The following is a 14,755-nucleotide window of genomic DNA, read 5'->3' as shown; positions in this document are numbered from 1 at the left end:
CCGCTGCCGATGCTAGAACGCTACGATCCCCGCAACTGGCCGATTTCCTACGAAGGCCTGATTGAAACCGCAGTCGCGCTGGGCAGCTCGATCGTCCTCGCGCTGATCGTCCATTACGTCGCCTTCGCCCTGCTGCGGCGGTTCACCAGCGCCTCGGAAAGCCAGATCGACGACGTGATCGTCCAGCGCGTGCGCAAGCCGCTGCGCTGGGCCATGATCGGGTTTGCCATCTCGATTGCAGCTGAAAACGACCACCTCGTCGGTGACGGCTGGGACGTTCTGGCAAAATTCCTCCAGCCCTTCGTTCTGGGCTGGGTCGCCTATGCCGTGGTCAAGGGTTTCGCAGCCGGATACGAACGCCAGGTAGAACTGGCAGGCGACGAGGTGGCGACCCGTTCGCTGCGCACGCGCATCGCGATCCTGTCGCGCACCGCGACCTTCGCCATCGTCATCATCACCGTCTCGCTGATCATGCTGAGCATTCCGGGTGTCGCCAAGGTCGGCACCACCATGCTTGCATCGGCCGGTCTTGCCGCACTGGCCATCGGTGCTGCCGCCCAACCGGCGCTGAAGTCTCTGATCGCAGGCCTCCAGATGGCGCTGACCCAGCCGCTCCGCATCGGGGACCTCGTCAAGGTGGACGGCCAGGCCGGGCGCGTGGAAGAGATCCGCATGAGCTTCGTGACAGTGCGGACCTGGGACGAACGCGTGCTGGTGGTGCCGACCGCACGCTTCCTCGACAACACGTTCGAGAACTGGTCACGGGTAAGCGAGAAGCTGACCGGCCCGGTCATGCTCCATCTCGACCCGGCAAGCGAGGTCGAGCCGATCCGCGAGGAGTTCGAAGCCTTCGTAAAAGCGCACCCCCTGTGGGACGGCCGCAATCTCGCGCTAGTCATGACCGAAGCCTATCCGGAAAGCATCGAGCTGCGCCTGTCGATGAGCGCAGAGACTATCGGCGATCTCTTCAACCTGCGCTGCGCGGTGCGCGAACACATGGTGAAGTGGCTGCGCGAAAACCAGCCGGATGCGCTTATCCGCCACCGCCTCGAAGTCGAAGCGGCCAACGCGCGGGCGAAAGAGGTCTGACCCTTCCGCCCGCTGCGGCTCAGTGTTTCTGGTCGCGCGTGCTTTCGACCATGCCTTCGTGAATGAAGCCGATTGGCTGGATTTCGGCCGCGCGCTTCTTCAGTTCGCCGCGCATCTTCTGGTATTCGGCTTCCATCTGCGAGGTCACGGTCGCGCGGCTGTCCTTCAAGGCTTCCTCGAAGTCGACTGCCGCCACTTCCTGCACATCCCCGCCTGCCCGCTGCAATGCGTTGAGGCCTGCCCGGCGCACCACGTCTTCGAGGTCGGCGCCGGTGAAGCGTTCGGTCTTGCCCGCCACGTCGGCCAGCGAAACATCGGCGGCCAGCGGCATGTTTTCGGTGTGGATGCCGAGGATCTGCTCGCGTCCGGCCCTGTCGGGCGTACCGACATAGACCAATTCGTCGAAACGGCCGGGTCGCAGCAGCGCTGGATCGACCAGCGTGGGCCGATTGGTCGCGCCGATGACGACGACCGACTGGAGTTCCTCCAGCCCGTCCATCTCGGCAAGGATCGTGTTGACGACGCGGCCGGTGACCTGCGGTTCGCCCTGACCGCTGCCGCGCGCCGGGACGAGGCTGTCGATCTCGTCGATGAAGACGACGCAGGGCGCGACCGCGCGGGCGCGCTTGAACATGCGGGCGATCTGTTGCTCGCTCTCGCCGTACCATTTCGACAGGAGGTCCGAACTCTTCATCGAGATGAAATTCGCCTCCGCCTCCTTTGCGACGGCCTTGGCCAGCAGCGTCTTGCCGGTACCGGGCGGGCCATAGAGCAGGAAGCCCTTGGCCGGACGGATACCCAGCCGGTGGAATGCGTCGGGGTTCTTGAGCGGTAGTTCGATGCCTTCTTTCAGCTTTTCGATCGCATCGCCCACGCCGCCGATGTCGGACCAGCCGACATTGGGCACCTGGACCATTACTTCGCGCATGGCGGAAGGCTGGATGCGCTTGAGCGCGGAAAGAAAGTCCTCGCGACTGACGAAGAGCTCGTCGAGCACTTCGGGCGGGACCGTGCGCTCGTCGAGATCGAGCTTGGGCATGATCCGGCGCACCGCGTCGATCGCGGCCTCGCGCGACAGGGCAGCGATATCCGCACCGACGAAGCCGTAGGTTGCCTTGGCGAGCTCGTTGAGATCCACCTTGTCGCCCAGCGGCATGCCGCGGGTGTGGATGCCCAGAATCTCGCGCCGGCCCTTTTCGTCGGGCACGCCGATGACGATTTCGCGGTCGAAACGGCCCGGACGGCGCAAGGCCTCGTCGATGGCGTCGGGGCGATTGGTCGCCGCGATCACCACGAGGTTCGAGCGCGCTTCCAGCCCGTCCATCAGCGTGAGCAGCTGGGCTACGAGGCGCTTTTCCGCCTCGCCCGGCACGCGGTCGCGCTTGGGCGCAATGGAATCGATCTCGTCGATGAAGACGATGGCAGGCGAGGACTTGCTCGCCTCATCGAACACCTGGCGCAGGGCCTTCTCGCTCTCGCCATAGCCCGAGCCCATGATTTCCGGGCCGTTGATGGCGAAGAAATTGGCGTCGCTCTCATTGGCTACCGCCTGCGCGAGGCGCGTCTTGCCGGTCCCGGGTGGGCCGTGGAGCAGCACGCCCTTGGGCGGATCGACGCCGAGGCGGGTGAACAGCTCGGGATAGCGCAGCGGAAGTTCGACCATCTCGCGCAGCGCCTGGATGGTGTCGCCCATGCCGCCAACGTCGTCGTAATTGACGACGGCGCGGGCATCGCGCGGCTCCTCGAACTCGGCGCGCAGCTCGACCTCGGTATTCTCGTCGATGTGGACAATACCCTTGGGGCTGGTCGACACGACCGAGAGACGGATTTGGGTCAGCGCATAGGCCGGTGCATTGAACATCCCGCGCACGTTGGGCGGAAGGTTCTGTACCGGCTGCTGGCCGGTGGTGGCGACGAGGTCGCCGGCCATGATCGGCTTACGGAAGAAGTTGCGCTTGAGCGCCTGCGCCGGACCTTGCAGACGCATTTCGCGGGTAGCGGGTGCGAAGACCACGCGGGTGGCGGGCCGTGATTCGGCAGCCACGACCTTCACGTGCTCGCCCGAGCCGACCTCGGCATTGCCGCGCTGGAGGCCGTCGAGGCGGATGACGTCGAGCGTCTGGTCCTCGTCGTAAGCGGCCATGGCAATCGCTACTGTGTCGCGCTTGCCGGTGATCTGGACGGTATCGCCTTCGGTGATGCCCAGCGCCTGGAACGCCGAACGCGGCATGCGGGCTATCCCCTGGCCGCTTTCCTCCTGGCGGGCAGCGGCGACCTGGAGCCGCACCGTCTTGTCTTCCACGGCAGTCGCAGCGTCGGCATCGGCCATCTGGGTAGTCTCCCTTCCGTCAACTCGTTTCCGGTTGCCCCCCAGATGGGGTCACCGTGCAAGGTTGCAATGAGCGAGAGGCTCAAGGGGTCCGGAGAAAAGCCCCGTGCAGGCAAGAAAAAAGCCCGGCTGGAAATCCAGCCGGGCTTGGAAAGTCTTGGGAGAGGATGCCTGAAAGGCAGGCCCACATATGCTTATCGGACACATTTTGTGCAAGTGCGAAAAGCACATGGTTTGTTGCACGAGGCGCAACATATGGAGCCAAATAATTGAATTAACGAAGGCTGACTTCAGGGGCCTTTTCGCATCTGCAGCGCAAATGCCTATCCATACCCCCTAAGTTCTAAAAAGAATGGCACATTATGCTGCAATGGCAAATGCGATGCTTCTCTTACACGCCCGCGCCATTCTTCAGGGGTGACAGGCGACCGGTCCAAGGCTAGCAGCCATGCCGTAACGGAGGATTGATGAACAAGCTTTATCCCGACGCCGCCAGCGCCCTCGAGGGCATCCTGAAAGACGACATGCTCATCGCCAGCGGGGGCTTCGGCCTGTGCGGCATTCCCGAACGCCTGCTGGAAGCGATCCGCGAAAGCGGGGTGAAGGGCCTGACCTTCGCCAGCAACAACGCCGGCATCGACAACGAGGGCATCGGGATGCTGCTGCGCACGCAGCAGGTGAAGAAAATGATCTCTTCCTATGTCGGCGAGAACAAGGAGTTCGAGCGCCAGTTCCTCTCCGGCGAACTGGAAGTCGAGTTCTGTCCCCAGGGCACGCTCGCCGAACGCATGCGCGCCGGCGGCGCGGGCATCCCTGGTTTCTACACCAAGACCGGCGTCGGCACGCAGGTCGCCGAAGGCAAGGAAACCAAGGTTTTCGACGGCGAGGAATACATCCTTGAGCGCGGCATCTTCGCCGACCTCGCCATCGTGAAGGCTTGGAAGGCCGACGAGACCGGCAACCTCGTCTTCCGCAAGACCGCGCGCAACTTCAACCTGCCGGCAGCGACCTGCGGCAAGGTCTGCGTCGTCGAGGTGGAAGAAGTGGTGCCGGCCGGCAGCCTCGATCCCGACTGCATCCACCTGCCGGGCGTCTACGTCCAGCGCATGATCGTCGGTGCGCCCTATGACAAGAAGATCGAATTCGTGACCACGCGCCCGCGGGAAACCGCATGAGGGCGCTTGCCGCAGCCCTGCTGCTGGCGGTTCCGGCGGCAGCATCCGCCGGGCATCACGGGGAGAGCACGATGAGCGAGAACATAGAAGACAAGGCTGCCATCAACGCGGCGGTGGACGCGGTTTACGCCGTCATTTCCGGCCCCGTGGGCCAGCCGCGCGACTGGGATGCGATGCGCGCCTTGTTCCTGCCCGACGCGAAGATGACCGCCTTGCGGGTCGACGGCTTCTGGAGCGGATCGGTCGAGGACTATATCGAACGCAGCGGCCCGTTCCTAATCGATCGCGGTTTCACCGAAAGCGCGCTGGTCAACCGGATCGAGGTCTATGGTGACATCGCCCACGCCTGGTCCTCCTATGCCGGGACCTGGACCAACGAGGATGGCAGCGCCGGTTCGGTGCGAGGCATCAACTCGTTCCAGCTGATGCGCCAGGACGACGGGCGCTGGCTGGTGCAGTCAATCTACTGGCAGGCGGAAACGCCCGGCAACCCGCTTCCCGCAGACATGGAAGGCAAATGATGAAGCTCCGCCTCGCAATCGCCGCCTCGACGATGCTGCTGGGGGCCTGCGCCACGACCGGCGCCGCGCCCGAAGCTCCTGTCACCAGTAAGCCCGCCGTCACTCTCGAAAGTGATGCGCCCGACACGATGCGCTGGCTCTACGGATCGGGCGAAGCTGCGGCCGTTTCCATCCAGAGCTGGCGGATGCTGGCAGACTACGCGACCGCCCGCGCCCGCGAACGCCGCATTCCGCAAGCCGTGCCGATGGGTATCGACGGCGGCGTCTCCGCACCGTCGTGCATGGACGGGGACCGGGTCAAGCCGCTCGCGGTGGTCTTCGACGTGGACGAGACCGTGCTGCTCAACCAGGGCTACGAATACTGGCTGGCACAGGGCAATCGCTACACCAGCGAAAGCTGGCGCAAGTGGGAAGAAAGCGCCGCATCGCTCGCGCGCCCCGTGCCCGGTGCCGTCACCGGTATGCGCCGCCTGCGCGAGGCGGGCATCACGCCGGTCTTCAACACCAACCGCCAGCACAGCCCCGAAGGCGCGGCGCGTGCGATCGAGGTCGCGGGGCTCGGCAAGGCGGTCCACCTCGACACGCTGTACCTGCGCGGCGACGATGGCGGTGGTGGTGGGAAGGACGGTCGCCGCAAGATGATCGCAGCCAAGTACTGCGTCATCGCGCTGGCAGGCGACAACCTCGGCGACTTCGCCGACGTCTTCAACGAGGAAGGCCGTGTGCCTGCCGCGCGCCGCCAGCTGGCCGCACGCGGCGACTATGCGCAGCTGTGGGGCAACGGGTGGTTCGCCCTGCCCAACCCCGTCTACGGCGATTCCATCAAGGGCACGATCGGCGAGGTCTTTGCCGAAGACCAGCGCTGGAACCCCGATACCGCGCGATCCAACGCGCCTGCAATCATGAGCGAAGGCAATTGAGATGAGCGACACGGCAGAAAAGACCGGCTGGGACCGCAACCAGATGGCCGCCCGCGCGGCGCGCGAGCTGAAGGACGGCTATTACGTGAACCTCGGCATCGGCATCCCGACGCTGGTGGCAAACCACATCCCCGAAGGCATGCACGTCACGCTGCAGAGCGAGAACGGCATGCTGGGCATCGGCCCCTTTCCCTATGAAGGGGAGGAAGACGCCGACCTCATCAATGCCGGCAAGCAGACCATCAGCGAACTGGCGCATTCGGCCTATTTCGACAGCGCCGCCAGCTTCGCCATGATCCGTGGCGGGCACATCGACCTGACCGTGCTGGGCGCGATGGAAGTGGCCGCAAATGGCGACATCGCCAACTGGATGATCCCGGGCAAAATGATCAAGGGCATGGGCGGCGCGATGGACCTCGTCGCCGGCGTGAAGAAGATCATCGTCGTGATGGAACACACCGCAAAAGACGGCAGCCCCAAGTTCATTCCCGAATGCACGCTGCCGCTGACGGGCCGCAACGTGGTCGACATGATCATCACCGATCTGGCCGTGTTCCAGCGGCCCGACCACGACAGCCCGTTCCGTCTCATCGAGATGGCACCGGGCATCACGGCCGACGAGATCGCCGCCAAAACCACGGCAAATTACGTTTCCTAACGCAACGGGTATTGCCAGCCTCCGATTCGCCCCGCACGATGCTGTGAGGGAGTAATCGAGGGGAGAATGCGATGCCGATGAACCGCGTCTGCGAACTGACCGGGGCTGAGTTCCCGCTGTTCGCTTTCAGCCATTGCCGCGATGTTGTCGCTGCAGTGAGCAAGGCCGGCGGGTTCGGCGTGCTGGGCGCCACGCGGTTCAGTCCCGACCAGCTCGAAGAAGAGCTCGCCTGGATCGATGCCCATGTCGACGGCGCGCCCTACGGCGTCGACGTCCTCGTGCCGGAGATCGTCGATCCGCGCGTACGCGACCTTGGTGACAACCAGTCCCGCGCGGCAGCAATCGACCCTGCTTACCAGGGCTTCGTGAACGAGGTGCTCGGTCATTACGGCATCGCGCCCGAGGACGAGATGCCGATCCTGCGCGAACGCATGGGAATTACCCCTGAAAACGGGCTCGCCTTGATGGAGGTCGCCTTCCGCCATCCCATCAGGCTGATCGCGAATGCGCTCGGCATCGCGCCGCCCGCGATGATCGAGGAAGGCAAGAAGCGCGGCGTGCCTGTGGCGGCTCTCGTCGGGGCGAAGGAACATGCGATCCGCCAAGCCGAGGCCGGCGTCGACATCATCGTCGCGCAGGGCACGGAAGCCGGCGGTCATTGCGGCGAGGTTTCCACCCTCGTCCTGATCCCCGAGGTCGTGCGCGAGCTCAGGCGGGCCGGGCACGACATCCCCGTGCTGGCAGCAGGCGGCATCATGACCGGCGGGCAGATGGCCGGAATGATGGCAGCCGGGGCGCAAGGCGCATGGACCGGCTCGATCTGGCTTGCCACGCCCGAGGCGGAAACTTCCGAGGCCTTCCGCGCGCGGATGATCGCCGCGCGCAGCCGCGATACCGTCCGTTCCAAAAGCCGCACCGGCAAGCCCGCACGCCAGTTGAAGACCGCATGGCATGATGCGTGGGATTCGGCAGACGGCCCCGGGACCCTGCCGATGCCGCTGATGGGAATGGTTTCGGAGCCCGCCTTCGCCCGCATCGAGCGGGAAGCGGCGGCGGGCAACCGGCAGGCGCATGAATTGGTGAGCTATTTCGTCGGCCAGGGCGTCGGGCTGGTCGAACAGGTCCGTTCCAGCCGCCAGGTCGTGCAGGACTTCCGCGAGGAATTCCTCGAAGCCGTAGGCAGCCTTGCCGCATCGGTCGGCATGGAGTGACTTGACCGCCGCGCGCGCGCCAAGCACTGCGCATCGCATGTGGCTCGATACACCGCGCAATCCCAAGGCCCCGCTTGCCGGCCTGAAAGTGCTTGAACTCGCCCGCGTGCTCGCCGGGCCATGGGCGGGACAGATCCTCGCCGATCTCGGCGCGGATGTCATCAAGGTGGAAAGCCCGGAAGGCGACGGGACCCGTCTGTGGGGACCGCCGTGGGTCGAACACAAGGGCGAGCGTTCGGCCGCCTATTACCACGCGACCAATCGCGGCAAGCGCAGCATCGTCGCCGATTTCAAGGACCCCGGCGACCTTGCCCGGGTGCGCGAACTGGCCGCGAATGCGGACGTGGTGCTCGAGAATTTCAAGACCGGGACGCTGGCGAAATTCGGGCTCGACTACGAAACACTGGCCAAGACAAACGCGGGCCTCGTCTGCTGCTCGATCACCGGCTTCGGTCAGACCGGCCCCCGCGCGCACGAGGCGGGGTATGATTTCGTCATCCAGGGCATGAGCGGCTTCATGGCTTTGACCGGGGAACCGCAGGGCCAGCCGATGAAAATGGGTGTGTCCATATCGGACCTCACCTGCGGCCTCTATTCGGTCATCGGGATCCAGGCGGCCCTCGCCATGCGCGAGCGCACGGGACGCGGGCAACTCGTCGACATGGCGCTGCTCGATTGCTCGGTCGGCCTGCTCGCCAGCCAGGCGCTTCATTACCTCACCACCGGTTCCAATCCCCCGCGCATGGGGAACGAACACGCTCAGGTCAGCGCCTACGGCGTCTTCCCGGTGGCCGATGGCGAGGTGGTGCTGGCGCCAGCGAATGACGGACTGTTCCGCCGCCTGCTGAAGCTGCTGGGCCGGGACGACCTACTGAGCGATGAACGCTTTTCCTCGAACGAGGCGCGCCTTGCCAACCGCGGCGAACTGGACGCGCTGATCGCTGGCGAAACGGCCAAGTGGCAGAAGGAAGACCTCCTCGCCAGATGCGGCGAAGCCGGGATTCCTGCAGGGCCGATCAATCCGGTCGATCAGGTCTTCGCCGACCGGCAGGTGCAGGCACGCGGGATGCGCGTCGATCTAGACGGAGTGCCGGGCGTGCGCAGCCCCTTCACCTTCTCGGACGCCGAACTCGCGCTCGACCGGCCGAGCCCGCGCAAGGGTGGCGACGGCTAGCTCAGGCCAGCGCGGCCTTCAACTCGTCCACCAGATCTGTGCGTTCCCACGGGAAGGCATCGCCGTCCGCCTGCCGGCCGAAATGGCCATAGGCAGCGGTCTGGCGGTAGATCGGCTTGTTGAGCCCGAGGTGCGTGCGGATACCGCGCGGCGTCAGGCCGCCCAGCTTCTCGATGTTCGAGATGGCGGTTTCGAGCTTCTCGTCGGTGACGCCTGCGGCACTGGTACCGTGCGTGTCGACATAGAGCGACAGCGGCTTCGACACGCCGATCGCATAGGACAGCTGGATCGTGCAGCGCTTCGCCAGTCCTGCCGCCACGATGTTCTTGGCGAGGTAGCGGGTGACGTAGGCAGCCGAACGGTCGACCTTGGTCGGGTCCTTGCCGCTGAAGGCGCCGCCGCCGTGCGGAGCCGCGCCGCCATAGGTATCGACGATGATCTTGCGGCCCGTAAGACCGGCATCGCCGTCGGGTCCACCGATCTCGAACGCACCGGTGGGGTTGATATGCCATTCGGTCGCATCGGTCAGCCAGCCGGCGGGCAGCACGTCGGCGACGACCTGCTTCACATATGCCTTGAGCTCGGCTTCCTTTTCGCCCTCGTGGTAGCCCTTTCCATGCTGGGTCGAGACGACGACCGCGGTGCATTCAACCGGCTTGCCGTTTTCATAGCGCAGAGTGACCTGGCTCTTCGCATCGGGTTCGAGGAAGGGTGCTGCGCCGCTCTTGCGGTCGGCGGCCAGCCGTTCGAGGATCTTGTGGCTGTAGTCCAGCGTGGCGGGCATGAAATCGGGGGTCTCGTCGCAGGCGAAGCCGAACATGATGCCCTGGTCGCCCGCGCCCTCGTCCTTGTTGCCGCTCGCATCGACGCCCTGCGCGATGTGGTCCGACTGGCCGTGCAGATGGTTCTCGAACTGGAGCGTCTGCCAGTGGAATCCTTCCTGCTCGTAGCCGATTTCGCGCACGGTCCGGCGAACCGCCTGTTCGATTTCGTCCTTCGCGCCAGGAGCCCAGCCACCATTGTCGGCCCAGGCGGGATTGTGCTTGTCGTACATCGGCGCGCAGCGGATCTCGCCGGACAGAATGACGCGCTGCGTCGTGGTCATGGTCTCGCAGGCAACGCGCGATTCCGGGTCCTTCGCCAGCATCAGGTCGACGATGGCATCGCTGATCTGGTCGGAAACCTTGTCCGGGTGGCCTTCCGAAACGCTTTCGGAGGTAAACAGGTAATTGGCGCGCATTGAGACCCCGGATTCTGGATATAAAGAAATCTTTATGTGTCTTGCGACAGGTAACGACCCTTGGCGCGCATGGCAACAAGCGATCCGCCGAGCAGAGCAATCGCCCAGATCAGCGTGAGCAAGTGACCTAACCGGGAGAAAGGCGTCGGCGCAGCTGCGGGAGGGACATAGCCATCGATACGGTCGGCTTCTGCGCGTTCAATGTGATCGCGCACCACGCCGCGCGCATCGATCACCGCGCTGATGCCGGTCGTGGTCGAGCGGAGCACCGGCAGCCCCTCCTCGATTGCGCGCATCCGCGCCTGCGCAAGATGCTGGGGCGGCCCCCAGCTGCCGAACCAGCCGTCGTTGGAAGGGTTGAAGATGTAATCGGGACGCTCGCCCCGATCCGCCACTTCGCCGCTGAAGACGATCTCGTAGCAGATCTGCATGCCCGCCTTGCCATAGGGGCCAAGGTCGATGGTCTGCGGCCCTGGTCCCGGAATGAAGTCGATCGTGCCGGCCACCAGCCGCGAAAGGCCGAGCGGCTCGAGAATGTCACGCATGGGGAGATATTCGCCGTAGGGCACGAGGTGCGCCTTGGCGTAGCGCGGGCCCAGCGTGCCGTCCGCCTCGATGGGCGTGATGGTGTTGTAGGCACCGGTTGCACGCCGGTAGCCATCGACCTCGCCGATCTCGAGATCGGTGGCGCCGGTCAGCAACAGCGAGCCCTCGCCGATCGCCTGCCCAATGCGGAATCGCGCGAAGACCGGGTCGCCGGCGGCGGTCATGCGGTCATAGTAGCGCTGCGGATAGCCTTCGCGCAGGTAGTCCGGCACACCGCTCTCGGGCCACAGGACGAGCCGCCTCTCGACATCGCGCTGCGGCACGCTGAGGCTGGCGATCGTGAGGAACTGGGCCTCGAACTTCGACGGATCGTCGATATCCTCCTGCTTCAGGTCGGGCTGGACGAGCGTGAGCGACAGCGTGCCTTCACGCCCTTGGCCGGCTGGCAGGAACATGGCGAAGGTGAGGACGGTGAGTGTACCGCCAAGCACGGCCCACCGCCGGCCAGTGACCATCCATGTCAGCAATCCGCTCAGCGCCACGGCAATGCCCGAAAGGGCGTAGGTCCCCGTGAAAGGCAGCACGATCGCCGCGCCTGGCGTGCTCCAACCACCAAGCAGGGCGAGCGAGAAGGGTCCCCAGGCGTAGCCGGTGAACATCCAGCTCTTGAACCATTCGCCCGAGATCCAGAACGCGCCGAAAGCGAGCGCAAAGGCGACCATGCCCCCGCGCCGCGCGAGCAACCATGCCCCGAGCGAGGCAAGGCCCGGCCAGACAGCGAGATAGAGACACAGGAGCGGCACGGCGAGCCACCCAAGCCAGGCCGGCATTTCCGCCTGGAAGGTGAAGGCAGTCGCGATCCAGTTGTTGGTCAGCGTGAAATGCGAAAGGCCGAACAGCCAGCCCGCGAGGAACGCCCCGCGCGCCGTGTCCCGCTCGATCAGCAGCTTCACGAAAAGCGCCATGCCGGCCAGTGCCAGCGGCCAGAGATGCAGCGGCGGATAGCCGAGCGCGGCAACCAGCCCGAGCACGAAGGCGCTGCGGAACGGGTAGCGGGTGAGCAAGCCGGTAAGACTGTCCATCGCCGCGCCTGTTACGAACAAGCGCGGCGATGGCAAGCGAAAGCGTCAGCCGGTCGCGGAGCGATCAGCCGACGGCGCTTTCGGCGTCTTCGCTCTTGCGGCGACGGCGGCGCGGAGCCGGGCTCTCGTCGCTGTCGTCATCGTTGGAGCCGAAGGCCGGCGGCAGGACCGCCACGTCGATTTCACCCTCGACGCCCGGTTCACCCTCGACGGCGCGCGGCGCCTTCTTGGGGCCGCGGCGCTTCTTGGGCTTATCTTCGCCTTCGACGTCATTGTCCCGGTCATCGCGGCCGTCGTCATTGCCGTCGCGCTGCTTGCGCCCGCGGCCGCCCTGCTGGTCGTCGTCGCGGCGCGAACGCTGGCGGCGGTTGCCGCGGCGGTCGTCGCCCTCGTCTTCGCCATCATCCTCGTCGTCGGAGGAGCGGTCGTCGCGCTTGCCCTTGGACTCTTCCTGGCGCGCCTTGTTGTCGGCGATCACGCGGAAGTAGTGGTCGGCGAACTGCAGGTAGTATTCGGCCTGCACGCGGTCGCCATTGTGCTGGGCGTCCTGGGCAAGCTTCTTGTACTTGTCGAGCAGCTGGGGCGCATTGCCCCTGGCGCGGCTGTCGATCCGGTTGGCCGAGTTTGCCCCGCCCTGGTTCCGGTTGTTGCCGCGACCGCGACGACGGTTATTGCGATTGTTGTTCAAGGATATTCGTCCTCATCACTGGCGCGGCGCGGATCCTGTGATCCGCATACAGCCGCGTATCCCCTTGCGCAGGACGCGACCTATGGCGACCTGCGTGCCCCTGTTCGTGCATGGTATGCGGGGCTTTCGCCTCGCACCAAAACTGCAATGTCGGAGCTGGAACCGGTGGGACGAAGTCCTTCGCACACCACTGGCCTGTGGCCAGAGGTAAAGCGTCGAATCGCCTTTGCCAAGCCTTATCTGAGAATCAGTGCCCGGGGCCGTCCGGCAAGGTCGTGGCGCAAGGTCACATCGAAGCCCGAGTCGCGGGCGATGACAGACACGCTATCCGCTTGAGTCGCGCCGATTTCGAGGACGGTGACACCGCCCGGAATTAAGAGCTTGCCAAGCTCCGGGATGATTACGCGATAGTCGTCAAGCCCTTCCGGCCCGGCGAAAAGAGCGGAGGCCGGCTCGTAATCGCGCACATCGGGTTCGAGCGCGGCATCGTTCTCCACATAGGGCGGGTTCGACACGACGAGGTCGAACTGGCCGAGCCCGTCGATCCAGCCCTCTTGCGTCCAGTCGCGCTCCACGAAGCGGGTGCGCGCGCCAAGTCCCAGCCGCTCCGCATTGTCGCGCGCCACGGCAAGGGCGCCGGAAGAACGGTCGGTCGCGACCCCTTCCGCCTTGCAGTGGGACAGGATGGCGAGCAGCAGCGCGCCCGTCCCCGTGCCCAGGTCGAGCACGCGCGCGGCATCTGGTTTCAACTCCAGCGCCGCCTCGACCAGCACCTCGCTATCCCCGCGCGGCACCAGCGTGTCCGAAGTCACGCGCAGCGGCAGGCCGAAGAATTCCTGCTCGCCAGTGATGTGTGCGATCGGCTCGCGCGCGGCACGGCGTTCCACGAGTTCGGCAAAAGTGGGTGCAGGTGCCTCGCGCATCATGGTGATCAGCATCCGCGAGCGCGATATGCCCAGCGCGTGCGCCATCAGCAATTCCGCATCGAGACGCGCGGTATCGCTGGTCGCGGACAGCCTTTCCGCAGCAGTGCGGATTGCATCCGCGACCGTGTCAGTCATTCATCGCGGCGAGCCGCTTGGCCTCGTCCTCGGCGATCAGCGCGTCCACCAGTTCGCCAAGACCCGGTCCGGCGATGATCTGGGGCAGCTTCTGCAAGGTCAGCCCGATGCGGTGATCGGTCACGCGGCCTTGCGGGTAATTATAGGTGCGGATGCGTTCGGAGCGGTCCCCGCTGCCGACCATAGCCTTGCGCGCCTCGGCCTCGGCGCCCTGTGTCGCCTCGCGCTGCGCATCGTAGAGGCGGGTGCGCAGAACCTGCATCGCCTTCTCGCGGTTCTTGTGCTGGCTGCGCCCGTCCTGGCAGGTAACGACCGTATTGGTCGGGAGGTGCGTGATGCGCACCGCACTGTCGGTGGTGTTGACGTGCTGGCCGCCTGCGCCGCTGGCACGGTAGACGTCGATCTTGAGATCGCCCGGATCGATCTGGACATCGACCTCGTCCGGCTCGGGCAGCACGGCGACCGTCGCGGCGGAGGTATGGATGCGCCCGCCGCTCTCCGTCTCGGGCACGCGCTGGACGCGGTGCACGCCGCTTTCGAACTTCAGCTTGGCGAACACGCCCGTGCCGGTGACGTTGGCGACGATTTCCTTGAAACCGCCGACTTCGGACGCGCTCATGCTGACCGGCTCGACCTTCCAGCCCTGCTCGGCGGCATAGCGTTCGTACATGCGGTAGAGATCGCCGGCGAACAGCGCCGCCTCGTCCCCGCCGGTGCCTGCGCGGATTTCCAGCATGGCCGGCTTGTTGTCGGCACTGTCGCGCGGCAACATGGCAATGGCGAGCTGGCGCTCCGCCTCCGGCAGGCGCTTGCGCAAGGCTGCAAGCTCTTCCTCGGCCATCGCCTTCATCTCGGGATCGGCGAGCATTTCCTCGAGGCTCTCGATCTCCTCGCGTGCGGCTTTCACCTCGGCAGCGATCTTCGCCACGGGTTCGAGCTCAGCGTAGTCGCGGCTCGCCTGGACGAAGGCATCGCCTTCCAGCTGGCCCGAGGCCATACGCGCTTCGAGTTCGGCGAAGCGGTTGGCAATCTGGTCAAGGCGTTCGGCGGGAACCTGCATG

The 14,755-nt window shown here is 65.4% G+C and carries 14 protein-coding genes; 8 read left to right on the top strand and 6 right to left on the bottom strand.

The window, feature by feature from the left end; genetic code table 11:
• Positions 1–9: 9 nt before the first annotated feature.
• Positions 10–1,089 (top strand): mechanosensitive ion channel family protein, encoded by a 1,080-nt coding sequence (locus tag GRI42_RS12505; protein ID WP_160608802.1) that lies wholly within the window; start codon positions 10–12, stop codon positions 1,087–1,089.
• Between the two features lie 19 nt (positions 1,090–1,108).
• On the opposite strand, the gene GRI42_RS12500 is transcribed toward GRI42_RS12505, so the two are convergent.
• Positions 1,109–3,418 carry a CDC48 family AAA ATPase gene (locus tag GRI42_RS12500; RefSeq protein WP_160608801.1) on the bottom strand — a complete coding sequence of 770 codons (2,310 nt, stop codon included), beginning with the start codon at positions 3,416–3,418 and terminating at the stop codon, positions 1,109–1,111.
• Positions 3,419–3,487: 69 nt separating this feature from the next.
• Here GRI42_RS12500 and GRI42_RS12495 point away from each other — a divergent pair, with 69 nt between their 5' ends.
• From GRI42_RS12495 to GRI42_RS12465, 7 genes are all read left to right on the top strand, one after another.
• Complete coding sequence (locus GRI42_RS12495) at positions 3,488–3,691, top strand: hypothetical protein (protein WP_160608800.1); 204 nt, start codon at positions 3,488–3,490, stop codon at positions 3,689–3,691.
• 194 nt (positions 3,692–3,885) lie between these two features.
• On the top strand, positions 3,886–4,593 hold the full coding sequence (locus GRI42_RS12490; protein WP_160608799.1) for a CoA transferase subunit A: 708 nt from the start codon (positions 3,886–3,888) through the stop codon (positions 4,591–4,593).
• A complete protein-coding gene (locus tag GRI42_RS12485) occupies positions 4,590–5,114 on the top strand; it encodes a YybH family protein (RefSeq protein ID WP_160608798.1) in 525 nt (174 codons plus the stop codon). Before GRI42_RS12490 ends, GRI42_RS12485 begins: the two co-directional genes overlap by 4 nt.
• Positions 5,111–6,034: an HAD family acid phosphatase gene (locus tag GRI42_RS12480; protein WP_160608797.1), complete on the top strand. Its 924-nt coding sequence runs from the start codon at positions 5,111–5,113 to the stop codon at positions 6,032–6,034. The genes GRI42_RS12485 and GRI42_RS12480 overlap by 4 nt, the downstream gene beginning before the upstream one ends.
• Position 6,035: 1 nt before the next feature.
• Positions 6,036–6,692: a CoA transferase subunit B gene (locus tag GRI42_RS12475; protein ID WP_160608796.1), complete on the top strand. Its 657-nt coding sequence runs from the start codon at positions 6,036–6,038 to the stop codon at positions 6,690–6,692.
• A 71-nt stretch (positions 6,693–6,763) separates the two neighbouring features.
• Positions 6,764–7,903 carry a nitronate monooxygenase gene (locus GRI42_RS12470; protein ID WP_160608795.1) on the top strand — a complete coding sequence of 380 codons (1,140 nt, stop codon included), beginning with the start codon at positions 6,764–6,766 and terminating at the stop codon, positions 7,901–7,903.
• Between the two features lie 37 nt (positions 7,904–7,940).
• Positions 7,941–9,077 carry a CaiB/BaiF CoA transferase family protein gene (locus GRI42_RS12465; protein ID WP_160608794.1) on the top strand — a complete coding sequence of 379 codons (1,137 nt, stop codon included), beginning with the start codon at positions 7,941–7,943 and terminating at the stop codon, positions 9,075–9,077.
• Position 9,078: 1 nt separating this feature from the next.
• On the opposite strand, the gene metK is transcribed toward GRI42_RS12465, so the two are convergent.
• The 5 genes from metK to prfA form a co-directional block, all read right to left on the bottom strand.
• Positions 9,079–10,317, bottom strand: coding sequence for a methionine adenosyltransferase (metK, locus tag GRI42_RS12460; RefSeq protein ID WP_160608793.1), 1,239 nt, complete (start codon positions 10,315–10,317; stop codon positions 9,079–9,081).
• A gap of 32 nt (positions 10,318–10,349) precedes the next feature.
• Positions 10,350–11,945 carry an apolipoprotein N-acyltransferase gene (lnt, locus tag GRI42_RS12455; protein ID WP_160608792.1) on the bottom strand — a complete coding sequence of 532 codons (1,596 nt, stop codon included), beginning with the start codon at positions 11,943–11,945 and terminating at the stop codon, positions 10,350–10,352.
• A gap of 64 nt (positions 11,946–12,009) precedes the next feature.
• Positions 12,010–12,633: a DUF4167 domain-containing protein gene (locus tag GRI42_RS12450; protein WP_160608791.1), complete on the bottom strand. Its 624-nt coding sequence runs from the start codon at positions 12,631–12,633 to the stop codon at positions 12,010–12,012.
• A gap of 236 nt (positions 12,634–12,869) precedes the next feature.
• A complete protein-coding gene (gene prmC / locus GRI42_RS12445) occupies positions 12,870–13,694 on the bottom strand; it encodes a peptide chain release factor N(5)-glutamine methyltransferase (protein ID WP_160608790.1) in 825 nt (274 codons plus the stop codon).
• Positions 13,687–14,754: a peptide chain release factor 1 gene (gene prfA, locus GRI42_RS12440; RefSeq protein WP_160608789.1), complete on the bottom strand. Its 1,068-nt coding sequence runs from the start codon at positions 14,752–14,754 to the stop codon at positions 13,687–13,689. Before prfA ends, prmC begins: the two co-directional genes overlap by 8 nt.
• Between the last annotated feature and the right edge of the window lies 1 nt (position 14,755).

The organism is Qipengyuania gaetbuli (assembly GCF_009827315.1).
Taxonomy (GTDB): Bacteria; Pseudomonadota; Alphaproteobacteria; order Sphingomonadales; family Sphingomonadaceae; genus Qipengyuania; species Qipengyuania gaetbuli.
This window is presented reverse-complemented; position numbering and strand designations above follow the sequence as displayed.

Coding starts and splice junctions, on each gene's coding strand:
- GRI42_RS12505 (WP_160608802.1), top strand. CDS start 10: ATGCTAGAACGCTACGATCCCCGCAACTGGCCGATTTCCTACGAAGGC.
- GRI42_RS12500 (WP_160608801.1), bottom strand. CDS start 3,418: ATGGCCGATGCCGACGCTGCGACTGCCGTGGAAGACAAGACGGTGCGG.
- GRI42_RS12495 (WP_160608800.1), top strand. CDS start 3,488: ATGAGCGAGAGGCTCAAGGGGTCCGGAGAAAAGCCCCGTGCAGGCAAG.
- GRI42_RS12490 (WP_160608799.1), top strand. CDS start 3,886: ATGAACAAGCTTTATCCCGACGCCGCCAGCGCCCTCGAGGGCATCCTG.
- GRI42_RS12485 (WP_160608798.1), top strand. CDS start 4,590: ATGAGGGCGCTTGCCGCAGCCCTGCTGCTGGCGGTTCCGGCGGCAGCA.
- GRI42_RS12480 (WP_160608797.1), top strand. CDS start 5,111: ATGATGAAGCTCCGCCTCGCAATCGCCGCCTCGACGATGCTGCTGGGG.
- GRI42_RS12475 (WP_160608796.1), top strand. CDS start 6,036: ATGAGCGACACGGCAGAAAAGACCGGCTGGGACCGCAACCAGATGGCC.
- GRI42_RS12470 (WP_160608795.1), top strand. CDS start 6,764: ATGCCGATGAACCGCGTCTGCGAACTGACCGGGGCTGAGTTCCCGCTG.
- GRI42_RS12465 (WP_160608794.1), top strand. CDS start 7,941: ATGTGGCTCGATACACCGCGCAATCCCAAGGCCCCGCTTGCCGGCCTG.
- metK (WP_160608793.1), bottom strand. CDS start 10,317: ATGCGCGCCAATTACCTGTTTACCTCCGAAAGCGTTTCGGAAGGCCAC.
- lnt (WP_160608792.1), bottom strand. CDS start 11,945: ATGGACAGTCTTACCGGCTTGCTCACCCGCTACCCGTTCCGCAGCGCC.
- prmC (WP_160608790.1), bottom strand. CDS start 13,694: ATGACTGACACGGTCGCGGATGCAATCCGCACTGCTGCGGAAAGGCTG.
- prfA (WP_160608789.1), bottom strand. CDS start 14,754: ATGCAGGTTCCCGCCGAACGCCTTGACCAGATTGCCAACCGCTTCGCC.